The sequence below is a fragment of the Streptomyces sp. genome, assembly GCF_031178505.1.
In the GTDB taxonomy this organism is placed as follows: Bacteria; Actinomycetota; Actinomycetes; order Streptomycetales; family Streptomycetaceae; genus Streptomyces; species Streptomyces gulbargensis.
This window is the reverse complement of record NZ_JAPSIW010000019.1, coordinates 1-25,951: the sequence shown is the minus strand read 5'-3', so window position 1 is coordinate 25,951 and position 25,951 is coordinate 1. Positions and strand designations below refer to the sequence as shown.

Below are 25,951 nucleotides of genomic sequence, written 5' to 3'. Positions count from 1 at the left end.
CCCAGGCCGAGCCGATCGACTACGTGAAGATCGAGCTGTTCGAGCTGCACTGCCAGAAGAACAGCGAGGGCGACCACGACGAGGCCTACCTCAAGATCACCGACGCCAACGGCAACGCCGTCAAGGTCTGGCCGGGCAACGGCATCAAGTACCAGACCATGGGCACCGGTTACGTCCGCTCCATGGCCGACGGCAACGGCAACGCCGCCCTGATCCTCGGCAAGGAGCAGGCCCGCACGATGACCCTGTGGGACTACGACTCCACCAGCGGCGACGACAAGCTCGGCGCCACGCTCGTCACCGGCAGCGAGGTCGGCGCCGAGACGCAGTGGCGCACGGTCGAGGGCTCCGGCGGTGTGTACGTGATCGGCTACCGCGTCATCGACATCTGACCGACGCCCGCACCCGCGACCGGGGGCCGTGCCGGAACCACCGGCACGGCCCCCGCCGGGTGCCCGGCCGGGGATCAGACGCCGTCCGGGGCGTGCAGCTCACCCGAACGCGCCACCCGCGCGTACCACCGCGCACTCGACTTCGGCGTGCGCTCCAGCGTCCCGTAGTCCACGTGCACCGCGCCGAACCGCTTGGCGTACCCGTACGCCCACTCGAAGTTGTCCAGCAGCGACCACAGGAAGTAGCCGCGCACGTCCGCCCCGTCGGCCATCGCCCGGTGCACCGCCTCCAGGTGCGCGTGCACGTACGCGGCGCGCTGCGGGTCGTGCACCGTACCGTCCTCGCCGACCACGTCCTCGTACGCCGCACCGTTCTCGCTGATCACCAGCGGAAGGTCGGGGTACGCGGCGGAGATCCGGGTCAGCAGGTCGTACAGGGCGCTCGGGTCCACCGCCCAGCCCATCGCCGTCGGCTCGCCCGGCGCGCGGTGGAAGGCGACCGAGTCCGCCCCCGGCCACGGCGAGAACGCGCTGTTCCCGTGGCCGTCGTCCTGCGGCTTCTCCGCACCCTCCGCGACCTGCGAGACCACCGTCGGCGTGTAGTAGTTGACCGCCAGCAGGTCCAGCGGCTGGTGCGCCGCCGCCGTGTCCCCGGGCCGGACGAACGACCAGTCCGTCAGATGCGCCGTGTCGGCCAGCAGGTCCTGCGGATAGGCGCCCTCCAGCATCGGGCCCAGCCAGATCCGGTTGCCGACGGCGTCGATCCGGCGGGCCGCCTCCCGGTCCCCGGCCGAAGCCGTGAGCGGCCGCACCTCGTGCAGGTTGAGCGAGACGGCGACCTGACGGTCCGCCGGCAGCGCCGCCCGCAGCGCCTGCACCGCGAGCCCGTGACCCAGGTTGAGGTGATGGGCGGCCCGCAGGGCGGCCACCGGATCGGTGCGGCCCGGGGCGTGGACGCCGGAGCCGTACCCCAGGAAGGCGCTGCACCAGGGCTCGTTGAGCGTGGTCCACCGCTTCACCCGGTCACCGACCGCCCCGGCCACGATGGCCGCGTACTCGGCGAACCGCTCGGCGGTCGCACGCTCCGGCCAGCCGCCCGCGTCCTCCAGCTCCTGCGGCAGGTCCCAGTGGTAGAGGGTCAGGGCCGGCTCGATCCCGGCGGCGAGCAGCTCGTCCACGAGCGCCCGGTAGAAGTCCAGGCCCTTCTGGACGGCCGGGCCCCGCCCGGTCGGCTGCACCCGGGACCAGGAGACGGAGAACCGGTAGGCGTTCAGGCCCAGTTCGGCCATGAGCGCGACGTCCTCGCGGAACCGGTGGTAGTGGTCCACGGCCACGTCCCCGGTGTGCCCCTCGAAGACCTTGCCGGGCGTGTGCGAGAAGGTGTCCCAGATGGACGGGGTCCGGCCGTCCTCCCGGGCCGCCCCCTCGATCTGGTACGCGGCGGTGGCGGCGCCCCACAGGAAGTCGGGCGGGAACGAGCGGGTGGCGGTGAGCGGCCGGGTTTCGGACGCGGTCATAGGAGGGGGCTCCCAACGGGGTACGGGTCGGTCCTCCCACGGCCCGGCGTCTGCGACGGGCCGTGGGGGATCCGGGGACGGATGGGGACGCGCGCGGCGCGCGACGGGCGGGACGGTCAGCTCTTGACGGCGCCCGCCGTGATGCCGCCGACGATGTGTTTGCCCAGGAAGGCGAAGACGAGCAGCAGCGGCACGGTGGATATGAGGGCGCCGGTCAGCACGATCGCGTGGTCCACGCTGTGGTTCCCCGCGCCGAGCCCGGCCAGCGCCACCTGGAGGGTGGGGCTGCCGTCCGGGGTGAGCGCGATGAACGGCCAGAAGAAGTCGTTCCAGGACTGGACGAAGACCAGCATGCCGAGGACGGCCATGGCGGGGCGGGCCACGGGGAAGACCACGTGCCAGATGATCCGCAGGCTGTGCGCCCCGTCCATGCGGGCCGCCTCCACCAGCTCGACCGGCAGCGCCTCCACCAGGAACTGGCGCATGAAGAAGACGCCGAAGGCCGCGACCAGCGAGGGCAGCACCACGGACTGGAGCTGGTCGACCCAGCCCAGGTCGGTGATGATCCGGTAGAGCGGGATGACGCTGAGCTGCGGTGGGATCGTCATCGTGGCCACCACCAGGGAGAGCAGCATGGTGCGCCCCCGGAACGGCAGTTTGGCGAAGGCGAACCCGGCCAGGGTGGAGAACAGGACCGTGGAGAGCGCGACCAGGCTCGCCACGATCGTGGTGTTGATCAGCGCCTCGCCCATGTCGACCTGGTCCCAGGCGAAGGCGAGGTTGTCCAGGAGCCGGGGACCGGGCAGCAGCGGCGCCGGGGCCTCCACGACCCGCTCGCCGGTGTGCGAGGCGGCGACCACGTTCCAGTACAGCGGGAAGAGGGAGACGAAGGCGGCCGCGGCCAGCAGGACGTAGGTGAGCGGCCCCGCGTGGTGCTGCCGGCCGGCCGACGGACGGAACCGTCCGCGCGGCGGTGCGGGCACCGCCGGGGCCGTCGGCTCGGCGGGCGTCGTGTCGAGTGTGCGGGCCATGAGGTCAGCTCCCCAGCTTCTTGCGGTGGTGGCGGGAGACGAGTGCCTGGACGCCGCCGATCAGGAGCAGGAGCAGCAGCATGACCCACGCGATGGCCGAGGCCTGGCCCAGCGCGCCGGTGACCCATCCCTTCTCGTACATCAGCAGGCTCAGCGTCTGGAACTGGTTGCCGCTGCCGCCGCTGATGCCGACGCTGCCGCCGTACAGCATGGGCTCGCCGAACAGCTGGGTGGCGCCGATGGTGGAGACGATGATGGTGAAGAGGATCGTCGGCCGGATCGACGGGATGGTGACGCTGAGGAACTGGCGCCAGCGGGAGGCGCCGTCGAGCGAGGCCGCCTCGTACAGGTCCTGCGGTACGGCCTGCATCGCCGCCAGGTAGATGAGCGCGTTGTAGCCGGTCCAGCGCCAGGTGACGATCACCGAGATGGCGATCTGCGCCGGCCACTTGGACGACTCCCAGTTCACCGGGTCGAAGCCGAACCAGCCGAGCAGGCCGTTGATCATGCCGTAGTCGGTGTTGAACAGCTGGGCGAAGACCAGGGTCGCCGCCGCGATCGAGGTGGCGTACGGGGCGAGGATCGCGACCCGGAAGAAACCCCGGGCCCGGAGCTTGTAGTTCAGCAGGTGCGCCAGGCCGAGGGCCATGAGCAGCTGGGGAACGGTCGAGATCACGCCGATGGTGAAGGTGTTCAGGAGCGCGTTCCAGAAGAACTCGCTGGTCGCGAGGTCGGAGTAGTTCTCGAGTCCCTTCCAGGAGGCGTCGCCGCCGAGTTCCACGCGGTGGAGCGAGAGCCAGCCGGTGTAGATCAGCGGGAAGAGGCCGAAGGCGGCGAAGGTGAGGAAGAAGGGGGCGACGAAGACGTACGGGGTCGCCTTGAGGTCCCAGCGGTAGAGGGTGCTGCGCCGGCCGCCCGGGGCGGCTCGCCGACCGCGCGGGCCGGGGGAGGAGAGCGGTGCTGCGGGCGGCGGGGAACCGTCCCGGCCCGCCCGAACGGAGGTGGCCACGGGGGCGTCCTTCCAGGTCGATGCGTGCGGTGGTGCGGTCGGGTGCCGGTCCCCGCCGACGGGCGGCCGGGACCGGCACCCGGCCCCCGCTACTGGTCGATCTTGTCCTCGATCAGCTTCTTGACGTTCTCCCAGGCCTTGGCCGGGTCGGTGCCGCGCTGCTCGATGTCGAGGATGCCGTTGTCGGTGAGGAAGGTCTTCACCTGGCCGTCCCAGCGGCTGATGGAGGCGGGCCGGATGCCGGCCGCGGCGGACGAGAAGATCTTGCCGACGGGGGTGTCACCGAAGTACGGCAGCTTGGCCTCCTGCACCGCCGAGGAGGTGAGCGTGTCCTTGGAGGAGGGGATGTTGCCGTTCACCGCGAAGACCTTGGCGTGCTGCTCCGGAGCGGTCAGCCAGGCGGCGAGGGCGGCGGCCTCCTTGGCGTGCTTGCCGGACTTGGGCACGGCGAGGAAGGCACCGCCCCAGTTGCCGGCGACCGGCGGCGCGGCGATGTCCCACTTGCCCTGGTTGGCGGGGCCGGCCTGGTCCTTGATGATGCCGGTCATCCAGCTGGGGCAGGCGACGGTGGCGAACTTCGAGTTCTTGAACGCCGCGTTCCAGGTGCCCTTCTCGTCGAACTGGCGCAGTTTGGCGGTCAGTCCGCCCTGGGCCGCCTCGACCGCCGTGTTCCAGGCCTTCTTCACGCCGGGGCTGTTCTCCCAGCCGAGCTTGCCGCTCGCGTCGGCGTACTGGACGGGGTCGCTGGCGACGACGGCGTTGAACAGGCCGCTCGCGGAGTCGTGGAAGGCGGTGCCGGCCGGGGCGTTCTTCTTGTACGTCTCGCCGGTCGCGAGGAACTTCGCCCAGTCGCCGGCCCAGAGCTTGGCGACCTCGTCGCGGTCGGTGGGCAACTGGGCCTTGGCGAAGAGGTCCTTGTTGTAGCAGATGGCCATCGGGCCGATGTCGGTGCCGAGGCCGATGACCTTGCCGTCGGCGGTGGTGGCCTGCTTGACCTTCCAGTCCAGGAACTTCGAGACGTCGGCGCCGCCCTCCTTGCCCAGGTCGACCCACTTGCCGGCCATGGTCTCGCCGGTCGCCTCGGCGATGTAGCCGACCTCGATGGCCTGGATGTCGGCGAGGCCGCTGTTGCGGGAGAGGCGCAGCTTCAGCGTGTCCCAGTATTTCTGGCCGTCGGCGACGTTCGACTCCTCGATCTTGATGTTCGGGTGGAGCCGCTCGTACTCGGCGTAGAGCTTCGCGCCGGTCTTGTCGTCGTAACCGAAGGAACCGAAGGTCCCGACCCGCAGCGTGATCGTGCCGCCGTCCTTGCCCGCGGCGGCGTCGTCGCCGTCGCTGCCGCAACCACTGAGCAGGACCGTGCCGGTGACGGCGGCGGCGACCGCCGTGATCAGGGGCCGGCGTCCGCGTCTGCTGCTGGAAGTGCGCATTCCACTCTCCTCGTCCCAGGTGGTGCCCGTTGTGCGCCCGAAGCTCCGGCCGGCCTCCCGCGGCTCGGCGTGGCCCTGCCGGGACCGGTGGAGCGGGCTGTGTCCGCACCCCCCTGATGGGAGCGCTCCCACGTCGTTGCCGGAAGGTTGCCGCCGGGCGGGTGCACGTGTCAAGACATGAACGCGGATTCGTTACCGGAAGGTTTTACGGGGGTTTCGCGTCCCCGGGGGCGGGACCTCACGTCATCTCCTGAACGCAACCGGCGTGACGGGGAGCCGTTTTCCACGCTAGGGTGGGAGCGCTCCCATGGCTTGAACGGTGCCGCGCCGCGGCTGCCGAGTGCCGCCGGCCGCGCCGGGCCGAGGGGTGCGCGCCGGCCAAGGAGGGGAGTGCGGGAGTGGTGAGCGGACGGCAGGGCGGCAGGCCCACCCTGGAGCAGGTCGCGGCCCGGGCGGGCGTCGGCAGGGGCACGGTCTCCCGGGTCATCAACGGCTCCCCCCGGGTGAGCGAACAGGCCAGACGGGCCGTCGCCCGCGCCGTGGCCGAACTCGGCTACGTCCCCAACCAGGCGGCCCGGGCCCTCGCCGGCAGCCGTACCGACGCGATCGCGCTCGTCATCCCCGAGGCCGAGGCCCGGCTGTTCGCCGAACCGTACTTTCTCGACCTCATCCGCGGGGTGAGCGCCGAACTCGCCGACGCCGACAGGCAGTTGCTTCTGACTCTGGTGCGCAGCGAGCAGGAGCGGCAGCGCTTCGAACAGTACCTCGCCGCCCAGCGCGTCGACGGGGTCCTCCTCGCCTCGGTGCACGGCGACGACCCGCTGCCCGACCGGATCCGCGAACTCGGCATTCCCGTCGTCATGAACGGCCGCCGCTCGGAGGCCGAACCGGTCCCGTACGTCGACACCGACAACATCGGCGCGGGCCGTGCCGCCGTCGCCCACCTCGTGGCCCGCGGCCGGGACCGGATCGCGACCGTCACCGGACCCCTCGACATGTACGTGGCACGCGCCCGGCTCGGCGGTTACATGGCCGGGCTCGCGGAGGCCGGGCGGATCCCGGACAACTCCCTGGTGTCGGCCGGTGACTTCACGGAGGAGGGCGGTCGGCGGGCGATGCGGGGGCTGCTCGACCGCAGACCGGACCTGGACGCGGTCTTCGTGGCCTCCGACGTGATGGCCGCCGGCGCGCGCGGCGTCCTGCGTGAGGCGGGCCGCCGGGTGCCCCACGACGTGGCCCTGGTCGGCGTCGACGACTCACCGGTGGCCCGGCTCATGGACCCGCCGCTGACGAGTGTGCGCCAGCCCATCGAGGAGATGGGCCGCACCATGGCGCGCATGCTGCTCCGGGAGATCGCCGGGACCCCGGAGGAACCGCGCCGCCGGGTGCTGCCGACGGAGCTGGTGGTACGGGACTCCTGCCGGGCCGTGTCCGGATCCTAGGGGGCGTCCGTCACGCGCGGGGACGGCCCCGGCTCCGCCCGTGACGGGCGGGGCCGGGGCCGCGCGGGGCCCTGCGGGGCGGTCAGATGCCGCAGCTGGAGGCGGACCAGAAGCGGCTGCTCCGGTGGTCGACGTGGGTGTGGTCGTCGTGGCCCGGGTAGCCGGGGCCGAGGATGCCGTTGAAGCCGTGGTTCCGGGCCTGCTGGGCGAGGCGGCAGAGCGAGTGCGGGCCGGAGCCGAGGTCCGCGGCGTCGCCGTAGAGGTGCCGGCTGGTCGAGGCGCCCCCGACGGCGTCGTTGCAGGCGTGGCTGCGGAAGCCGCTGGTGACCCGGATCGGTTCGTCGCCCAGGGCGTGGCGCAGGGCCTCCAGCTTCCACATCGTGCGCAGGGCGTTGGCCTTGGCGGTGGTGGCGCTGACCGCGCCGCCCGCCCAGGTGGTGTTGCAGTTGTTCAGTTCCGCGTAGGAGAAGTGGACCGGCGTGCAGTCGTCGTCCTGGAGCTCGTAGATCTTGCCGAAGGTGGCGGGTCCGGCGACGCCGTCGGCACTCAGACCGTAGGCGGTCTGGAAGCGTTTCACGGCGGCCGTGGTGGCGGGTCCGTAGGAGCCGTCGATCGCGAGCACGCCGCCGTAGCCGGGATGACCGGCCACGCGGATCTGCAGCTGGGTCACATCGGCGCCGGAGGCGCCCTGGGAGAGGGTGCGCGACCAGGTGTAGCAGCCGTCGGCCCGGGCGGTGCCCGGGGTCGCGACGACGGCCGCGAGGCCGGCGGCGAGCAGGGCGAGGGTGAGCAGGAGGCGGGGAAGGATCGGGCGGGGAGCGCGTGCGTGCATCGTGCGGTCCTCCATCTGCGCGGGAATGTGCACGATGACGTGCACCTGCCATGCGCAGGGTGGCGTCCGTGGTTGACGCGCGTCAACCAGGCGGGCCCGCCGACATTCGTCGGACCAATGGCGGAGGCACGCGGGCACGCGGACAGGTGCCGCACCCCGCCCTCCGGACCGGGTACGGCACCTGCCGGGGTGTTACAGCGCGGGGTGCGCGTTCTTCAGGAGCTCCTGGAACTGGGCCGAGAACCACTTGCCGGACAGCGGCGCGTCCGGCAGGGCGCCGGACATGCTGTTGCCGTTGCGGGGGTTGCCCGTGTACGTCGGGTCGCACATGCGGTCGAAGCCCTTGCCCTCGGTGTTCGGGATCTCCTTGCTGGCGCCGTCGGACTCGCCCGGGGGCTTCATCCAGACGTACGCGTCGATGCCGGCGGCGGGCGCCGCCTGGGGCCGCTCGCCGAGGCCCGCCCCGGCCTGGTTGCACCAGTTGCCGAGGTGGATGCGCCGGTCGTACCGGCCGCCGTTGACGTAGGTGTCGACGCTGGTCGTCGCGCCCGGGCCGGTGGGACGCTGGGCGCCGCCCCAGCCGTTGCGGGAGGTGTCGATCAGCATGCCGAGGTTGCTGTCGAAGCCGAGCGAGACCAGCTTGGCCCGCATCGCCTGGGCGTAGGACAGCTCGTCGGTGTACTGGTTCCAGTCGATCCACTTCGACGTGCGCACGGAGGTGCCGTTGACGCTGTCGGTGATCTTGAAGTTCTCCTCCTTCAGGGCGCTGTAGTTCGCCGTGTTCACGATGAAGCCGTGGACGTTGGCGACCGTGGAGCCCTCGGCGGTCGCCGCCTGCTTGAAGAGCTCGGCGGACGGGCCGAAGTTGGAGTCCCAGCCGAGCCAGCCGTGGTGACCGGCGTCGACGTAGTTGTAGACGTGGGGGATCGCGCCGAGCTTGGCCAGCGCGTAGCCGACGCCCTTGATGTAGTTGCCGTTCTCCTTCATCACGTTGCAGTTGGCCGTCTCGGTGGGGCGGCCGGCGACGTTCGTCACGAGGTTGGGCAGCGAGTCGATCTCGACGGTGGTGACGATGCGCAGGCCCGCGTACTTCGGGTCGGCGAGGATCGCGGCGATCGGGTCGATGTACTCCGTCTTGTAGCGGCCTATCTCCGTCGGTCCCAGCTCGCCGTTGGAGGCGAGCGCCGCACAGTCGCGGCCGGGCAGGTTGTAGATGACCAGCTGGACGACGAGCTCGCCGCTGCCCTTCTGCCGCAGGGCCTCGTCGAGGTGGGCGCGCAGGCCCATGGAGCCGTTGGCGCCGTTGATCGCGGCGATGCGGTCGAGCCAGACACCGGTGGGCTGGTTCGAGACCTTGGTGCCGCCCGGCTCGGCGGCCGCCTTGGCGGACCACTCCGGGTTCACGTACACCTTGGCGCCCGCGTACGGGTTGTCGGCCTTCGTCCCGGCGGGCGGCGGCGTGGTGGGCGGTGTCGTCGGGGGAGTGGTCGGCGGGGTCGTCGGTGGCGTGGTGGGCGGCACCGAGCCGGTGCAGGTCACGCCGTTGAGCGTGAAGCTCGCCGGAAGGGCGTTGGTGCCGCTGTAGGTGGCGTTGAAGCCGAAGGACGTCGAACCGCCGGTCGCGAGCGCCCCGTTGTACGAGAGGTTCTTCGCGGTGACGGCGGCACCGGACTGGGCGAGCGTGGCGTTCCAGCCCTGACCGACCTTCTGGTCGCCGGCGTAGGACCAGCCCAGCGTCCAGGCGCTGACCGGGTCCCCGAGGTTGGTGACGGTGACGTTGGCGGTGAAGCCGGTGTTCCACTGGTTGGCGATCTGATAGTCGACCTTGCATCCTGCTGCGGCGGCGCCGGCGGAGGCGGTGCCGAGCGCGGTGGCCGTGGCGCCGGTGGCGGCGATCAGGCCGAGCGCCGCCAGCAGGGCGGTGCGGTTCTTCGTGCGGCTCATGGGAGTGGGGGTTCCTCTCAGGGAGTGAGGGCGCGCAGGTGGTCGCGCAGCCCGATGCCGAATGCGGTGGGGGTGCCGTCGTACGAACTGATCAGCGCGGGACCGGAGTTGCAGTTCCACGTGTTCCAGGTCCAGCCCAGGTACGACAGGCCGCGGTCGTCGAACCACTTCATGACGCGGTCGATGAACGCGTGTCCGCAGGTGTTCTCACCGATCTCGCCCGCGAGCAGAGGTACCTCGGCGGCCACGGGGGCGAGGGTGTCGTTCCAGCACGTCTCGGTGGAGCAGGTGTTGAAGTTGTAGACGTGCCAGGCGGCGGCCAGATTGCCCGCCGGGTCCGTGGGGCGGTACCTGAGCCACTGGCTCAGGTCGTTGGAGTAGGCGATGCCGGGGACGAGGACGAGGTTGGTCGCACCGGTGGCGCGGACCGCGTCGACCAGGTCCTGCATGCCGGCGACCTCGTAGCCGATGCCCGGGCAGGTGCCGCCGTCGCGCCAGCAGGCCCATGCCTGGGCGGCGGTGGGGGTGGCCCGGTCCGGGTAGGGCTCGTTGAACAGGTCGAAGACGACCCGCCGGTCGTGCTTGAAGGTCTGGGCGACCGAGGTCCAGAACTCCGGTGTGTACCGGGCGTTCGGCATCGGCTTCTGGCAGGAGGCGTGCACGTCGGCGCAGCCCGCGGAGTTCCCGGTGTACTGCCCGTAGGTCCAGTGCAGTTCGACCACGGGGGTCATGCCGTGGGCGAGGATCCGGTTCACCAGGTCCTTGACCGCGTTCACGTACGCCGTGCCGCGGTACTCGGGCTTGATGTTCCCGTGGCCGAGCCAGCACTCCTCGTTGAGGGGAATGCGGACGGTGTTGGCCTTCCAGCCCGCGATGGCCCGGATCGAGGCGTCGTCGACGGGACCGTCCCAGATCCCGTAGCCCTGGACGCAGGCGAATTCACCGCCGGACCGGTTGACGCCGAGCAGACGGCGGGTCGCGCCGTTCTGGTCGACGAAACGGTTCTGGCTGACGCCGAGTTCGGGAGCGCCGGTGACCGGGGCCGGGGGAGTGGTGGGCGGAGTGGTCGGGGGAGTGGTCGGTGGAGTCGTCGGGGTGGTCGGGGTGGGGGTCGGGCCGGGGTCGGTCGGGGTGGGCGTCGGGGTCCCGGCGGTGGTGCAGGGCGTGCCGTTGAGCGTGAAGGCGGTGGGGGCCGGGTTCGCCCCCGTCCAGGAGGCGATGAAACCGGTCGCCGCCTTCGCCCCCGTACCGAGCGAGCCGTTCCAGCTCTCGTTCCGTACGGTCACGGCGGCACCCGACTGGGACCACGCGCCGCCCCAGCCCTGGCCGACGACCTGGCCGGCCGGGAAGGAGAAGCCGAGGCTCCACCCGTCGAGCGCGGCGCCGCCGTTGGTGACGGTGACGGCGCCCTGGAAGCCCCCGGTCCACTGGTTCGTGACCGAGTACTCCACCGTGCAGCTGGGCGCGGCCGCGGCTCCTGAGGCCGTACCCATGAGGGCGAGCGTGCTGCTCACCATCGTGAGCGCCGCTCCTGCGAGCAGCGCGGACAGGCGTGGGGGATGGCGCATGAGCGAGTCCTCACAGCGAGGGCACACCCCTGACGGTGTGCCGAGTGATGGAACCGCTCCCACTGGTCGGCCAGACCGTAGCGCCAACGGCCGCCAAGCAAAAGAGGCCCCGGGTAAATTTCTCGCCGACTGACTTCGACTCTTCACGCACCTTGACGGCGTTGCGGCCCAACTGCACAGTGGGAGCGCTCCCACTGGTTCAAGGCTTGACCGTCTCCTGCTCTCGCATCCCCGACCTCCCGAGCCGCGAGGAGAACCACCCCCATGCCACGAACACGCTCGAGGCCCCGCAGATCCCTGACCGCGCTGGCCGCGGCCCTCTCGCTCCCCCTCGGCCTCCTGGCCGCCGGCGCCGCCGGCACCAGCACCGCGCGGGCCGCCGCCGCCGTGCAGTGCAGCGTCGACTACCGGACCAGCGACTGGGGTTCGGGCTTCACCGCCGAACTCACCCTCACCAACCGGTCGTCCACGCCCCTGAACGGCTGGACCCTCACCTACGCCTACACCGGTGACCAGAAGCTCACCAACGGCTGGAGCGGCCTCTGGTCCCAGTCCGGCAAGAACGTCACCGTCACCAACGCGTCCTGGAACGGCACCGTCGCCGCCGGAGCGGCCGTCACCACGGGCGCCCAGTTCACCTACACCGGCGCCAACGCCGCCCCGGCCTCGTTCGCGGTCAACGGCACCCCCTGCGCCGGCGCCCACCAGCCCCCGGTCGCCGTGCTCACCAGTCCGGCCGCCGGTGCCGTCTTCACCGAGGGCGACCCGGTGCCGCTCGCCGCCACCGCCGCCGCGGCCGACGGGGCCACCGTCGAGAAGGTGGAGTTCTACAGCGACACCACCCTCCTCGGGACGGACACCACCGCCCCCTTCACCCTCGGCGCCACCGGCCTGGCCGCCGGCGCCCACTCCCTCTACGCCCGGGCCTTCGACAGCCTCGGCGCCTCGGCCGAGTCCGCACCCGTCGGCATCACCGTCGCCGCCGGACCCGCCCTCGTCGCCGCCCCCGCCACGCTCTCCGTACGCCAGGGCTCCACCGGCACCTTCGACCTGAAGCTCTCCACCCGGCCGGCCGCGAACGTCACCGTGAGCGTCGCCCGCACCTCTGGCACCACGGGCCTCAGCGCCACCCCGGCCTCCCTCACCTTCACCCCGGCGAACTGGAACACCGCCCAGAAGGTGACCGTCGCGGCGGCCGCCACCGGCACCGGCACCGCCGTCTTCACCGCCACCGCCCCGGGCCACGCCAAGGCGGAGGTCACCGTGGCCCAGCTGGCCGCCGGCTCCACCTACGACGCCCGCTTCCTCGACCTGTACGGGAAGATCACCAACCCGGCCCACGGCTACTTCTCGCCCGAGGGCATCCCGTACCACTCGGTGGAGACCCTGATCGTCGAGGCCCCCGACCACGGGCACGAGACGACCTCGGAGGCGTACAGCTACCTCATCTGGCTCCAGGCCATGTACGGCAAGATCACCGGTGACTGGACCAAGTTCAACGGCGCCTGGGAGACCATGGAGAAATTCATGATCCCCACCCGTGCCGACCAGCCCACCACCTCCTCGTACAACGCTTCCAAACCGGCCACCTACGCCCCCGAGTGGGACCTGCCCTCGCAGTACCCGGCACGGCTCGACTCCGGGGTCACCTCGGGATCCGACCCGATCGCCGCGGAACTCAAGAGCGCCTACGGCACCGACGACCTCTACGGCATGCACTGGATCCAGGACGTCGACAACGTCTACGGCTTCGGCAACGAGCCGGGGAAGTGCTCCGCGGGCCCGACGGCCACCGGCCCGTCGTACATCAACACCTTCCAGCGCGGCCCGCAGGAGTCCGTCTGGGAGACCGTCACCCACCCCACCTGCGACAACTTCTCCTACGGCGGCAGGAACGGCTACCTGGACCTCTTCACCGGGGACGCCTCCTACGCCCGGCAGTGGAAGTTCACCAACGCCCCCGACGCCGACGCCCGCGCCGTGCAGGCCGCCTACTGGGCCGACCTGTGGGCCAAGCAGCAGGGCAAGGGCGGCCAGGTCGCCGGAACGGTCGCCAAGGCCGCCAAGATGGGCGACTACCTGCGCTACGCGATGTTCGACAAGTACTTCAAGAAGATCGGCAACTGCGTCGGACCGACCGCCTGCCCGGCCGGCACCGGCAAGAACAGCGCCCACTACCTGATGTCCTGGTACTACGCCTGGGGCGGAGCCACCGACACCTCGGCCGGGTGGTCCTGGCGCATCGGTTCCAGCCACAACCACAGCGGCTACCAGAACCCGCTCGCCGCCTACGCGCTGAGCTCCTACGCCCCGCTCAAGCCCAAGTCGGCGACCGGCCAGTCGGACTGGGCGACCAGCCTCGACCGGCAGCTGGAGTTCTACCGCTGGCTCCAGTCGAGCGAGGGCGCCATCGCGGGCGGCGCCACCAACAGCTGGCAGGGCCGGTACGCCACCCCGCCGGCCGGTACGCCCACCTTCTACGGCATGTTCTACGACGAGAAGCCCGTCTACCACGACCCGGCGTCGAACCAGTGGTTCGGCTTCCAGGCCTGGTCGATGGAGCGCGTCGCCGAGTACTACCAGCAGACCGGTGACGCCGAGGCGAAGACCGTCCTCGACAAGTGGGTCACCTGGGCGCTCTCCAAGACCACGATCAACCCGGACGGCACCTACCGCATCCCGTCCACCCTCCAGTGGTCCGGCGCGCCCGACACCTGGAACCCGGCGAGCCCCGGTGCCAACAACGGGCTGCACGTCACCGTCGCCGACTACACCGAGGACGTCGGCGTCGCCGCCGCCTACGCCAAGACCCTGACCTACTACGCGGCCAAGTCCGGCCACGCCGAGGCCAAGCGCGTCGCCAAGGCCCTCCTCGACGGCATGTGGCAGCACCACCAGGACCCGCTGGGCATCGCCGTCCCGGAGACCCGCGCCGACTACAACCGGTTCGACGACCCCGTCCACGTCCCCAGCGGCTGGACCGGCGTCATGCCCAACGGCGACCCGGTGAACTCCACCTCCACCTTCGCCTCGATCCGCTCCTTCTACCAGGACGACCCGGCCTGGCCGAAGATCGAGGCCTACCTGGCGGGCGGCGCCGCCCCCGTCTTCACCTACCACCGGTTCTGGGCCCAGGCGGACATCGCCCTGGCCATGGGCTCGTACGCGGAGCTGCTCGAATAACAGCCCGCCCCGCCAGGAGCGGCCGCGCGTACGACGGTGCCGGGTGGACCCCGTGAAGGGGCCCGCCCGGCACCGGGCCGTTTCCGCGCGGGTGGTCCATTGACGGCCCGCCGCCACCCTCCTACGTTCTCGTCCGGACATACGGCCATGGGTCGAAATCTCGAACGAGGGGGACTGGCATGCCACATCCGGTACACCCGAGCGCCCCGAACGCCTCGCCCGGGGAGGTTGAATCCTTTCAGCACAGGCCTGCCCTGCGGTCGCCGCAAGCGCTTCGAAAGATCCCGGCGATCCTGTCCGAAGCGTTGACGCGGCTGGCGAGCAACCCTACTTTGTCCCAGCAAGCGCTTTCCTGAAACGTTCTAATCACATGCGCGGGAGGACGAACTGTGCGCACTCAAGGCACTGTTGGCCGTCGGAGTCTGCTGAAGGTGGCGGGCGGCTCGGCGGCGGCACTCGGCCTGACCGCGGCGGGCTGCGGCACGGGAGCCGGCTCCGGGGACGGCACCGTCACCCTCCGGTACACCTGGTGGGGCTCCGACGACCGCGCCCAGCGGATCAACCGGTCCATCGCCCTCTTCGAGAAGAAGTATCCGAAGATCAGGATCAGGACGGACTTCCAGCCCTACGCCGACTTCTGGAAGAAGTTCAACACCCAGGCGTCGGGCGGCAACACGCCGGACGTCTTCCAGAACGCGATCGGCTTCCTGCGCAAGTACGACGCCAAGAACGTGCTGCTCGACCTGCGCGAGCAGGTCGAGCAGGGGAACCTGCGCCTCGACGGCTTCCGGGCCGGCCTGGAGAAGTTCGGCGAGGTCGACGGCAAACTCCTCGGCGTCCCCGTCGGCAGCAACTCGATGGCCCTCGTCGTCGACCGGACCGTCTTCACCCGGGCCGGTGTCGCCCCGAAGCCCGGCTGGACCTGGGACGAGTACCACGACGCCCTCGCCCGCATCAAGGAACGCCAGGGCCGGGCCGGCGACGCCGGACCGTACGGGATCATGTACCTGTACGACCTCTACCTGCGCCAGCACGGCAAGGCCTTCTTCACCACCTCCGGGCTCGGCTTCACCGAGGCCGACCTCACCGACTGGTGGACCAGGGGCTTCGAGCGGGTCAGGTCCGGCGTCTACGCCGACCCCAAGCGGACCATCCAGGCCAAGCCCAGGTCGGCGGTCACCGCCGGACTCGCGGCCTGCGAGTTCACCTGGGACAACTTCACCATCCGCTACGCCTCCGAGGGCAGGAGCGAGTACGGACTCGCCCCCATCCCCACCACCGACGGCCGCAGGACCGGGCAGTACCTCGGCTCCCTCATGCTCAGCGGCTCCCGGCGCACCAAGCACCCCAGGGAGGTCGCCCGGTTCATCGACTTCATGGTCCACGACCCCGAGGTCGGCCGGATCATGGGTTACGACCGGGGCGTCCCCGCCACCACCGCCCAGTTCGAGGCGTACGCGCCCGGCGACCCGGTCGGCAAGCAGATCGCCGCCTACGAGCAGCAGCTCGTGGCGTCCCGCGTCCTGGAACCCATCACCCCCCACCCCGCGGGCGCCGACGTCTGCGAGGCCGCCTTCCTGCGCCTCTCCGAGGAGATGTCCCTCGGCGAGCGGCCCGTACCCGACGCGGTGAAGCGGTACTTCACCGAGGCGAAGACGGCCCTCTCCGTCTGATGGACGCCGCCGTGACCTCCGTACCCGCCCCCGCACCGCGCCCCGGACCGGACTCCCCGCCGGACCGGGGGACCGCGGGCGCCGGCCCCGTGCCCGGCGGCCGTCCGCCCCGGCCGCCGGGCCGCGCCGGCCGCTCCCGGCGGGCCCGCCGCGAGAACCTCGCCGGCTACCTCTTCATGTCACCGTGGATCGCGGGTTTCCTGCTGCTCACCGCGGGCCCGATGGCCGCCTCGCTCTACTTCGCCTTCACCGACTACAACCTCTTCGACGCCCCGCGGTGGATCGGCCTCGACAACTTCACCGAGATGTTCGGCGACCCCCGCTGGCGCACCTCCGTCGAGGTCACCGGCTGGTACGTCGTCATCGGGACCCCCCTCAAACTGGCCGCGGCGCTCGGTGTCGCCCTGCTCCTCGACCAGAGCCGGCGCGGCCAGGGCTTCTACCGGGCCGCGTTCTACGCGCCCTCACTCATCGGTGCCAGCGTCTCCGTCGCCATCGTCTGGCGCGCGATCTTCTCCGACGGCGCCGCCGTCGACCGGACGCAGCAGCTGTTCGGCCTGGAGGCCGGCGGCTGGATCGGCGACCCCGACCGGATCATCTACAGCCTGGTCGCCCTGACGGTCTGGCAGTTCGGCGCCCCGATGGTCATCTTCCTCGCCGGCCTCAAGCAGGTGCCGCGCGAGCTGTACGAGGCGGCGCAGGTCGACGGAGCCGGCCCCTGGCGCCGGTTCTGGAGCATCACCCTGCCGATGATCTCCCCGGTCCTGTTCTTCAACGTGCTCCTGGAGACCATCCACTCCTTCCAGATCTTCGGGTCCGCCTACATCATCGGCAGCCAGGGCAACGCCTGCGGCCCGGCCGACGGCACCCTCGTCTACACCTGCTACCTCTACATCCAGGGCTTCGAGAACAGCCGGATGGGCCTGGCCTCCGCGATGGCCTGGATGCTGCTGCTCGCCGTCGCCCTGGTCACGGCGGTCCTGTTCTGGTCCCAGCGGCGCTGGGTGCACTACGAGGAGGCGGGCCGATGAGCCTCGCACGCACCGGAGCCCGCACGGGGCGGGGCCACCGCACCCGCAACGCACCCAGGACCGGCGCGGCGGGCAGGGTCGGTTCCGTCGCCTGGCACCTCGGAGCCCTGGCCGTCCTCGCCGTCGTCCTCTATCCCGTGGTGTGGGTGCTCGGCGGCTCCTTCAAGCCGAACGACGAGATCGTCGGCAGCCTGGAGCTGTTCCCCACCGACCCGATCACCGACAACTACCGGCGGCTCGCCGACGGCATCGCCGACATCCCCCTCACCACCTTCTTCGGCAACTCCCTCCTCCTGGCGCTCGGTTCGGTCATCGGCGTGACCGTCTCCAGCTCGCTCGCCGCCTACGCCTTCGCCAAGGTCGGCTTCGCCGGGCGCGGCCTGCTCTTCACCCTGATGATCGGCACCCTGCTGCTGCCGTACCACGTCCTGCTCATCCCGCAGTACGTGCTGTTCCAGAAGCTCGAACTCATCAACACCTACACGCCGTTGCTGCTCGGCAAGTACCTGGCCACCGACGCCTTCTTCGTCTTCCTGATGCTCCAGTTCATGCGCGGTCTGCCGAGGGAACTGGACGAGGCGGCACGGCTCGACGGCTGCGGACACCTGAGGATCTACTGGTCGATCGTCCTGCCGCTCTGCCGGCCCGCGCTCATCACCAGCGCGATCTTCACCTTCATCAATGCCTGGAACGACTTCCTGGGTCCGCTGATCTACCTGAACGAACCCGAGAAGTACACGGTCTCCCTCGGCCTGAAGATGTTCGTCGACCAGGACGGCGTCGCCAACTACGGAGGCATGATCGCGATGTCGCTGGTCGCGCTGCTCCCGGTCCTCGCGTTCTTCCTCGCCTTCCAGCGCCATCTCATCGACGGCATGGCGACCTCGGGGCTCAAGGGATGAGGGCCCGCTTCCCGGTCCTCTTCGGGGTCTTCGCCGAATGCCTCCTCGTCGGCGTGTGGATCGCCCTCGCCGCCCTCCCGCTCGTCACCCTGCCCGCGGCGCTCGCCGCCGGCGCCGGGCACCTGCGGCGCTGGACCGGTGACGAGGAGACCGGCCTGCGGCACTTCGCCGCCGATCTGCGGGCCGCCCTGCGCGGCGGCTGGCTCGTGGGCCTCGCCACCTGGGCGATCCTGGCCCTGCTCGGGGTGGACCTGGTGCTCGTACGGTCCGTTCCCGTCCCCGGCGGACGCCTCGCGGGGGCGCTCGGGGTCCTCGCGGGCCTCTGGCTCACCGTCACCCTGCTGCGCGCGGCGACCGCCTGGCGTCCGGGGCTGCGGTGGCGGGGCCTCCTCGCGTCGGCGGGCCGGCGCGGGCTGCGCGACCCCGCGGGCTCGCTGCTCGTGGTCTGCGGCCTGGCCGTCGTCGCGGCCTCGGCCTGGTTCTCCGCCCCGCTGGCCCTCCCGGCCCTGGGGATCCTGGTCGCCGCGACCCTGGCGGTCGAACGCCGCCGCGCCGTCCCGGCCCCCGTCTGAAACCGGTCCGAGGACACGGGCGCCCCGCACCCGCGCCCGCCCGTACCCGCACACTCCCCGGTCCGGGGGGCCGGCCCGTCGCGCCCCGGACCCCGGACCGGGGCCGTCCTTCACGACGCCTGCGGCGCCCCCGGCTCCGTACCGCCGCCCGCACACCGTCCGACCGCTACCGCGACTCCGTACACCCCGCTCACCGAACCGCCGCGTCCCGCACCTCCCCACCCGCCCCACCGCGCCCGGCTCCCCGCGTGCCGTACCCGCCGGGCCGACCGGGCCCCGTCCCTTCCCGAAGCACGTGAAAGGAGCCCCATGTCCCCGCTCCCGCGCCGCTCCCTCCTCAAGGCCGCAGCCGTCGCCGGTGCCGCCACCTCGTTCAGCTGGGCCCTCGGCCGCGAGGCCGCCCGGGCGGCACCCGGCACCGGGGCGGCGGCATCCGCGACGCCCGCCGAGGGGAGTCCCGCCACCGTCACCTGGCTGGAGCCCGGCGGGCTCGGAGCCGCCGGGGGTTCCACCTTCGGCGCGGCCTGGCCCAGGGGTGTCCACGCCGCCGACACCGCCTTCGCGCTCACCGCCGCCGACGGCACCCCGGTCCCGGTCCAGACGTGGACCACCGCACGCTGGCCCGACGGCTCCCTCAAATGGACCGCCCACGCCGTCGGACCCGAGGCGGCCGGCGCCGAACGGTTCACCCTCGCCCCGGGCGCGCCCGCCACCGGGACGCGCACCGTCACCGTCACGGAGACCGGCCGCCGGATCACCGTCGACACCGGCACCGTCCGGGCCGTCATCGGCAGGCACGGCGGCAAGCTGGTCGAGTCCGTCACCCGCGGCGGCGTGACGATCGCCACCGGCGGCCGGCTCGTCCTCCTGCGGCAGGGCGAACTCGACGACGGCGACCAGGGCCACGCCAGGTGGGAGCGGTTCGACGGCGAGATCACCGCCGCCACCGTCGAACAGCGCGGCCCCGTCCGCGCCGTGGTCCGCGTCGACGGCAAGCACCGCAAGGGAGACCGCCGCCTGCTGCCGTTCTCGGTCCGCCTCTACTTCCACGCCGGATCCGAGTCCTTCCGGATGGTCCACACCGTCACGTACGACGGCGAGCAGGCCGCCGGCCGGAAGCAGGGCGACTTCATCCGCGGCCTCGGGGTCCGCTTCACCGTGCCGATGCGCGACGCCGCCTACGACCGGCACGTCCGGTTCGCCGGTGAGGGCGCCGGCTTCCTCACCGAGGCCGTCCAGGGCATCACCGGTCTGCGCCGTGACCCCGGCGCCGCCGTCCGCCAGGCCCAGGTGAAGGGCGAGAAGCTGCCCGACCCGGCGACGTGGGACCAGCGCGTGACCAGCCGCCTCGCCCACGTGCCCACCTGGGGTGACCACACCCTCTCCCAGCTCTCCGCCGACGGCTTCACCGTCCGCAAGCGCACCAAGGCCGGCCACGGATGGATCCCGGCCGGCGGCGGCCGGCGCGCGAGCGGCTTCGGCTACGTCGGCGGCGTCTCGGGCGGACTCTCCTTCGGCCTGCGGGACTTCTGGCAGAAGCACCCCGCCCAGCTCGACGTCCGCGGCGCGGCCGGCGACGAGGCCGAGGTCACCCTCTGGCTGTGGTCCCCCGAGGCACAGCCCATGGACCTGCGCTTCTACCACGACGGTCTCGGCCAGGACACCTACCCCGAACAGCTCGAAGGCCTCAACATCACCTACGAGGACCACGAGCCCGGCTTCGGCACCCCCTACGGCATCGCCCGGACCGGCGAGCTGATGTTCTGGGCCAACGCCACGACCCCACCGGCCGGGACGCTCGTGGCCCAGGCCGCCGCCGTCCGCACCCCGCCGCAGCTCGCCGTCGCCCCCGAGGACCTCGTCCGCGCCCGCGTCTTCGGCGGCCTCTTCTCGCCGGTGGACCGCTCCACCCCCGCCAGGGCGAGGATCGAGGACCGTCTCGACCTCCTCTTCACCTACTACAAGGACCAGGTGGAGCAGCGCCGCTGGTACGGCTTCTGGGACTACGGCGACATCATGCACACCTACGACGAGGACCGGCACCAGTGGCGGTACGACGTCGGCGGCTACGCCTGGGACAACTCCGAACTCTCGCCGGACCTGTGGCTCTGGTACGCCTACCTCCGCTCCGGACGCGCCGACATCTTCCGCTTCGCCGAGGCCATGACCCGCCACACCGGCGAGGTCGACGTCTACCACCTCGGCGCCTGGGCCGGCCTCGGCACCCGCCACGGCGTCCAGCACTTCGCCGACAGCGCCAAGCAACAGCGCATCTCCACCGCCGTCTACCGACGCCCCTACTACTTCCTCACCGCCGACGAACGCGTCGGCGACCTCATGCGCGACCTCGTCGACTCCGACGAGACCTTCCTCGTCCTCGACCCCATCCGCAAGATCCGCACCGAGCCCTACACCCCGGACCGGCACGCGCTCTCGATCGGCTTCGGCACCGACTGGAGCGGCCTCGCCGCCGCCTGGCTCACCGAATGGGAACGCGGCGGCCCCCGGGCCGCCAAGGCCGAGGCACGGCTCCGCTCCACCATGGAGACCATCGCCGCCCAGCCCAACGGCTTCGTCCAGGGCACCGCCCTCTACGACCTCGACACCGGCCGCTTCGCCGTCGCGGAGAAACCGGCCGTCGGCGTCTCCCACCTCTCCGCCATGTTCGGCCTGGTCGAGATGTGCGCCGAGCTCATCGACCTCATCGACATGCCGGAGTTCACCGCGGCCTGGCTCGACTACTGCCGCTACTTCAACGCCACCAAGGCCGAACAGGCCGCCCGCTACGGCCAGAACTTCGGCAACCTCCTCCTCTTCCAGGGCCACTCCCGCCAGGACGCCTACGCCGCCGCCCGGCTGAACGACGCCACGCTCGCCCGGCGGGCCTGGGCGAAGTTCGAGCGCAGCGACGGCTACACCTCCGCCATGGTCTGGGACATGACGCCCGTCCAGGGCCCGGACGTCCTCGAACCCGGCTACGAGCACCCGGGGATCAGCACCAACATCACCGCGCTCTACGGCCTCGCCGCCATCCAGAACCTCGCCCTCGTCGGCGACCACCTGCCCCGGTGAACACCGCAGGACCCGAGAGGAGACACGATGAGGAAGCCCACGACCAGGAAGACCACGACGAGGACCGCGCTGCTCGCCACCGCCGCGGCCCTGCTCGGCACCCTCGCCACCGCGCCCACCGCCCGCGCCGACGGTCCGTACGGCCAGGGCCTCGACCACTGCGCCCCCACGGCCACCGGCGCCCTCGCCTGCCACATCGACCTCGCCCCCGGCACGTACGACGTCACCGTGACCCTCGGCGGTGCCACCGCCGGGGCCACCACGATCACCGGCGAGACGCGGCGCGCCCTGCTCGGTGAAACCCCCACCGCGCCCGGGGAACGGCTCCGCCGCTCCTTCACCGTGGACGTCCGCGACCCGGAGGGCGAACCCACCGGACCGGCCGGCACCCCCGGCCTCGACCTGCTCCTGGGCGGCCCCGCCCCCCGCGTCACCTCCCTGCGGGTCACGCCCGCCCCCGCCGCCACCCGCCTCTTCCTGATCGGCGACTCCACCGTCTGCGACCAGCCGGACGAACCGTACGCGGGCTGGGGCCAGATGCTCCCCGCGCACCTGAGGCGGGGCACCGCCGTCGCCAACCACGCCGACTCCGGCGAGTCCACCCTCACCTATATGGCGAACCCGGCCCTCTTCGCGCGGGTCGAGGCGGCCGTCCGCCCCGGTGACCCCGTCCTCGTCCAACTGGCCCACAACGACAAGCGGACGGACGCGGTGACCTACCGGGCGAACCTCACGGCCCTCGTCGAACGGATCCGTGCCGCGGGCGGCCGACCCGTCCTCGTCACCCCGGTCGTCCGCCGCTGGTTCAACGCCGACGGCACCCTGAACAACGCCACCGCCCTGCTCGTCAACGGCCTCGGCGTCGACCACCCCGCCGAGATCCGCTCCCTCGCCACCACCCTCGGCACCCCCCTGATCGACCTCACCGCCCTCACCCGGGCCCGGGTCGAACACCTCGGCCCGGAGGCTTCCAAGGCGCTCTACCTGACCGCCGAGAAACGGGACAACACCCACACCTCCGCCGCCGGAGCCACCGCCTACGCGGCCCTCGTCGCCGCCGAACTCCGCGACCGGGGCATCCTCCCGGCCCGGAGCCTGCGCTGACCCCGGGCCGCGGGACCCCGACCGGACCCGCGGCCCCCGCCGGCGCCCTCGCACCACACCGGGGGCCGGCCGCCGGCACCCCGTCTGGACAGCCGCCGAGCGTCCGCTTAGGGTCGGGGTCCGAATCAACGTCACCACCGTCGGGCGGACGCCCGGAAGACCGGGAACAGCCGAGGAGAGCGCACGTGGTCACCCTCGCCGACGTCGCCCGCCACGCCGGGGTCTCGGCCAGCACCGTCAGCTACGTCCTCAGCGGCAAGCGGTCCATATCCGCCCCCACCCGCGAGCGGATCCAGCGCAGCATCGACGCGCTCGGCTACCGGCCCCACGCCGGCGCCCGGGCCCTGGCCAGCAGCAGGACCGACGTCCTGGCCCTGATGATGCCGCTGCGCACCGGCCTGTACGTGCCCGTGATGACGGAGATCGCCATGGCCGTCACCACCACGGCCCGGGCCCACGGTTACGACGTCCTCCTGCTCACCGGCGAGGAGGGGCCCGAGGCCGTCCGCCGCGTCGAGGGCAGCGCCATCGCCGACGGCATGATCGTCATGGACGTGGAACTCGACGACCCCCGCCTCCCCGAGCTTCGATCCGCCCAGCGCCCCGCCGTCCTCATCGGTCTGCCCGCCGACACGGCCGACATCACCGGACTCGACTGCGTCGACCTCGACTTCACCGCGGCCGGCGCCCGCTGCGTCGATCACCTCGCCGCCCTCGGCCACCGCCGGATCGCCGTCCTCGGGGAACCCCCCGCCGTCCACGAGCGCGGTACGGGCTACGCCGCGCGCACCCTCGCCGGCCTGCGCGAGGCCGCGGCGCGGCGGGGTGTCGGCCTGCTCCACCGGCCCGTCGAGGGGACGTACGCGGCGGTCGCCGCCGCCGTCACCCGCGTCTTCGAGGAACGCCCCGGCACCACCGGCCTCGTCGTCCAGAACGAGGCGGCCGTGGAACCGCTCCTGGCGCTCCTGCGGCACCAGGGGCGCGCCGTACCCGAGGACGTGTCCGTCGTGGCCGTCTGCCCCGACCAGGTCGCGCTGCACGCCTCCGTACCGCTGACGGCCGTCTCCGTACCCGCCCGGGACATGGGCCGCCGCGCCGTCGAGCGGCTCGTCGCCCGGCTCGCCGGCGAGGCCCCGCGCGGTACGGAACTCCTCGCACCGCTGCTGACCGCCCGGGCCGGCAGCGGCCCCGCCCCACGCACCGCGACCCGCACCCACCCGGAGGGCCGCCGTGGTCACGGCGGACGCTGAGCACGGCGACGGCGCGAGCGAGTTCCGGACCTTCTTCGAGAACCACTACGCCGAACTCGCCCGCCTCGCGCACCTGCTGACCGGCGAGACCGACGCCGCCGACGACCTCGCCGCGGACGCCATGCTCGCCCTCTGGCACCGCTGGGACCGGGTCCGCGCCGCCGAACACCCCGCCGCCTACGCGCGCGGCGTGGTCGCCAACCTGGTCCGCACCCGCATCCGGGGCACCGTCCGTGAGCGGCGCCGCATCGCCGCCTTCTGGGACCGCCGCCCCGAGCACACCGAGGGCCCGGACGTCCCCGCCGTCCTGGACGTACGGACGGCCCTGCGCGCGCTGCCCTTCCGCAAGCGCGCCTGCGTCGTCCTGCGGCACGCCTTCGACCTGTCCGAACGGGACACGGCGCTCGCGCTCGGCGTCTCCGTCGGTACGGTCAAGAGCCAGACCGCCAAGGGCATGGCCGAGCTGCAGCGGCTGCTCGGCGACCGTGCCGCCCACGAACTCGCCGCGCGGAGGAGCTGATGGACGAGGCACAGCTGCGCCGCGAGCTGCGGGACGCCGCCGCGGCCCACCGGCCCGACCGGGCCCGTATCCTCGCCCGGGTCGAACGGGGCCTCGCGGACCCGGCCCCGGCGCGGACCGTACGGCCCCGGTGGCGGACCGCCGTGGTGGTGGCCGTGGCCGCCGCCGTCGCGGGTGTCGTGGGGGTCGCCGGGATCGTCGCCACCGGCACGGGGGACCGGCGGCCGGCCGGGCCGGCCACCGTACGGCCCGCGCCGCCGCCCGGACCGGTGGCCAGGGCGGCCGGCAGCATCGACCCCGGCAGCAACCGCTGGTGGGCGCAGAGCGATCTGGCCCTGACGACGCGGACGCCGGTCTCGGGTCTCACCGTCGAAGTACGCGTCGCCCGGACGGGCGGCGTCGTCAGCACCGGCCACTGGCACACCCGGCCGGCCGAGGACTTCACCGTCTCGGTCACCGATGAGGCGGACGCCCTCGTCTACCGCTGGATCCTCCGGCCGGGCCGGACGCTCCCGCCGGGCCCCCACACCTTCGCGGCCCAGTACAACCACGCCGAGGGGGTCAGGGACGCCTCGGCCGACACGTACACCGTCGTCCTGACCGGCCCGGACGGCGGCCGGGCCACCCTCGACGGCGGCTTCGGGGCCGCCCCGCGGCAGGGCGGCCCCGTCACGGGCCGGTGACCTGCGGGAGTACGCCCCCGGCGGGCCGCCCGGTGTCCCCCGCCCTGTGGCCGATCGCGCGCTGCGGCCCCGAGAAGCGGCCGACCAGGGCGGGCACGGCGGCGGCCGGGTCCAGGCGGTAGGCGTAGAAGCCGCGCGGGTCGAAGGCCGTTCCCCGGGTGTCGTGGCGCCCGCTGGTGTTCCGCAGGATCGAGCCCCGCTGCACCAGTTCGGCGGTGGCGTCCGCCTGGTAGGGGTGCTGGACGTCCTCGTAGAAGCTGTTCTCGATGACCATCCTGGTCCTGCCCCGCGACCAGTTGCCGTAGGTCCACACCGGGTCGGCGGGGTCCTTCTGCGCCGTGAGGTGGTTGTTGTACAGGTGTGCCTGCGCGGCGTTGTCCACCGACGGGTTGCGCTGCTTGGTCCCCGCGAAGAGGTTGTGGTCGATGGTGATCCGGGTGCGGACATTCGGTGTCCAGCCGATGCCGAAGGTCTTGTTGTTGTCCTCGAACCGGTTGTAGGAGACGGTGACGAAGTCGCTGTCCTTGCGGATGTCGAGCTGACCGTCGCAGATCCGCGCGAACCGGTTGTGGTCGATCCAGACGTGGTGGACGGAGTCCATCTGGATGCCGTCGTGATCGGTGGTCTTGCAGTCCCGGTCACCGGCCACCGCCGTGTCGCGGATGGTCAGGTGTACAGGCCGCCGTGGACGAGTTCGGCCGTGTCACCGACACCGACGATCGTCTTCCGGGAGGCGACGCGGATCTCCGTGCCGAAGGGCGCGACGGTGACTGTGCCGGAGACCCGGATGACGTAC

Annotated in this window: 19 protein-coding genes and 1 pseudogene; 12 read left to right on the top strand and 8 right to left on the bottom strand. The window is 72.1% G+C overall.

Features of this window, described 5'->3' with window-relative positions:
- Positions 1 to 392 (top strand): hypothetical protein (locus tag RIF68_RS03600; protein ID WP_309049633.1); only part of this gene is annotated, 392 nt, incomplete at its 5' end.
- A gap of 74 nt (positions 393 to 466) precedes the next feature.
- On the opposite strand, the gene RIF68_RS03595 is transcribed toward RIF68_RS03600, so the two are convergent.
- The 4 genes from RIF68_RS03595 to RIF68_RS03580 all read right to left on the bottom strand — a co-directional run bounded on the left by RIF68_RS03595 (position 467) and on the right by RIF68_RS03580 (position 5,379).
- Positions 467 to 1,909 (bottom strand): GH1 family beta-glucosidase, encoded by a 1,443-nt coding sequence (locus RIF68_RS03595; protein WP_309049632.1) that lies wholly within the window; start codon positions 1,907 to 1,909, stop codon positions 467 to 469.
- Positions 1,910 to 2,025: 116 nt separating this feature from the next.
- Positions 2,026 to 2,940, bottom strand: a complete 915-nt coding sequence (locus RIF68_RS03590; RefSeq protein ID WP_309049631.1) for a carbohydrate ABC transporter permease — start codon at positions 2,938 to 2,940, stop codon at positions 2,026 to 2,028.
- 4 nt (positions 2,941 to 2,944) lie between these two features.
- A complete protein-coding gene (locus RIF68_RS03585; protein ID WP_309049630.1) occupies positions 2,945 to 3,949 on the bottom strand; it encodes a sugar ABC transporter permease in 1,005 nt (334 codons plus the stop codon).
- Between the two features lie 89 nt (positions 3,950 to 4,038).
- Entirely contained in the window at positions 4,039 to 5,379 is a 1,341-nt protein-coding gene (locus RIF68_RS03580; protein WP_309049629.1) for an ABC transporter substrate-binding protein, read from the bottom strand.
- A gap of 401 nt (positions 5,380 to 5,780) precedes the next feature.
- Between RIF68_RS03580 and RIF68_RS03575 the strand changes: the two genes are divergently transcribed.
- Positions 5,781 to 6,821, top strand: coding sequence for a LacI family DNA-binding transcriptional regulator (locus tag RIF68_RS03575; protein ID WP_309049628.1), 1,041 nt, complete (start codon positions 5,781 to 5,783; stop codon positions 6,819 to 6,821).
- Positions 6,822 to 6,903: 82 nt separating this feature from the next.
- Here the strand turns inward: RIF68_RS03575 and RIF68_RS03570 are convergent, their stop codons facing one another.
- The 3 genes from RIF68_RS03570 to RIF68_RS03560 all read right to left on the bottom strand — a co-directional run bounded on the left by RIF68_RS03570 (position 6,904) and on the right by RIF68_RS03560 (position 11,165).
- The gene (locus RIF68_RS03570) at positions 6,904 to 7,653 is read right to left on the bottom strand and encodes a D-Ala-D-Ala carboxypeptidase family metallohydrolase (protein ID WP_309049627.1); all 750 of its coding nucleotides are present in this window, start codon (positions 7,651 to 7,653) and stop codon (positions 6,904 to 6,906) included.
- 192 nt (positions 7,654 to 7,845) lie between these two features.
- Positions 7,846 to 9,597, bottom strand: coding sequence for a glycoside hydrolase family 6 protein (locus tag RIF68_RS03565; RefSeq protein ID WP_309049626.1), 1,752 nt, complete (start codon positions 9,595 to 9,597; stop codon positions 7,846 to 7,848).
- A 17-nt stretch (positions 9,598 to 9,614) separates the two neighbouring features.
- Positions 9,615 to 11,165: a cellulase family glycosylhydrolase gene (locus RIF68_RS03560; protein ID WP_309049625.1), complete on the bottom strand. Its 1,551-nt coding sequence runs from the start codon at positions 11,163 to 11,165 to the stop codon at positions 9,615 to 9,617.
- Between the two features lie 264 nt (positions 11,166 to 11,429).
- On the opposite strand from RIF68_RS03560, the gene RIF68_RS03555 reads away from it, so the two are divergent.
- From RIF68_RS03555 to RIF68_RS03510, 10 genes are all read left to right on the top strand, one after another.
- Positions 11,430 to 14,348: a glycoside hydrolase family 48 protein gene (locus tag RIF68_RS03555; RefSeq protein WP_309049624.1), complete on the top strand. Its 2,919-nt coding sequence runs from the start codon at positions 11,430 to 11,432 to the stop codon at positions 14,346 to 14,348.
- A 389-nt stretch (positions 14,349 to 14,737) separates the two neighbouring features.
- Positions 14,738 to 16,021, top strand: a complete 1,284-nt coding sequence (locus RIF68_RS03550; protein WP_309049623.1) for an extracellular solute-binding protein — start codon at positions 14,738 to 14,740, stop codon at positions 16,019 to 16,021.
- Entirely contained in the window at positions 16,021 to 17,052 is a 1,032-nt protein-coding gene (locus RIF68_RS03545; protein WP_309049622.1) for a sugar ABC transporter permease, read from the top strand. The genes RIF68_RS03550 and RIF68_RS03545 overlap by 1 nt, the downstream gene beginning before the upstream one ends.
- Entirely contained in the window at positions 17,049 to 17,954 is a 906-nt protein-coding gene (locus RIF68_RS03540) for a carbohydrate ABC transporter permease (protein ID WP_309049621.1), read from the top strand. The genes RIF68_RS03545 and RIF68_RS03540 overlap by 4 nt, the downstream gene beginning before the upstream one ends.
- On the top strand, positions 17,951 to 18,526 hold the full coding sequence (locus tag RIF68_RS03535; protein ID WP_309049620.1) for a hypothetical protein: 576 nt from the start codon (positions 17,951 to 17,953) through the stop codon (positions 18,524 to 18,526). The genes RIF68_RS03540 and RIF68_RS03535 overlap by 4 nt, the downstream gene beginning before the upstream one ends.
- 309 nt (positions 18,527 to 18,835) lie before the next feature.
- Complete coding sequence (locus RIF68_RS03530; RefSeq protein WP_309049619.1) at positions 18,836 to 21,598, top strand: Tat pathway signal sequence domain protein; 2,763 nt, start codon at positions 18,836 to 18,838, stop codon at positions 21,596 to 21,598.
- A 27-nt stretch (positions 21,599 to 21,625) separates the two neighbouring features.
- Positions 21,626 to 22,702 (top strand): rhamnogalacturonan acetylesterase, encoded by a 1,077-nt coding sequence (locus RIF68_RS03525; protein ID WP_309049618.1) that lies wholly within the window; start codon positions 21,626 to 21,628, stop codon positions 22,700 to 22,702.
- A 185-nt stretch (positions 22,703 to 22,887) separates the two neighbouring features.
- Positions 22,888 to 23,952, top strand: a complete 1,065-nt coding sequence (locus RIF68_RS03520) for a LacI family DNA-binding transcriptional regulator (protein ID WP_309049617.1) — start codon at positions 22,888 to 22,890, stop codon at positions 23,950 to 23,952.
- Positions 23,933 to 24,472 carry a SigE family RNA polymerase sigma factor gene (locus RIF68_RS03515; protein WP_309049616.1) on the top strand — a complete coding sequence of 180 codons (540 nt, stop codon included), beginning with the start codon at positions 23,933 to 23,935 and terminating at the stop codon, positions 24,470 to 24,472. Before RIF68_RS03520 ends, RIF68_RS03515 begins: the two co-directional genes overlap by 20 nt.
- Complete coding sequence (locus tag RIF68_RS03510) at positions 24,472 to 25,155, top strand: hypothetical protein (RefSeq protein ID WP_309049615.1); 684 nt, start codon at positions 24,472 to 24,474, stop codon at positions 25,153 to 25,155. The genes RIF68_RS03515 and RIF68_RS03510 overlap by 1 nt, the downstream gene beginning before the upstream one ends.
- 49 nt (positions 25,156 to 25,204) lie before the next feature.
- Here the strand turns inward: RIF68_RS03510 and RIF68_RS03505 are convergent.
- Positions 25,205 to 25,951, bottom strand: a pseudogene (locus tag RIF68_RS03505) (polysaccharide lyase family 1 protein); the annotation flags it as partial.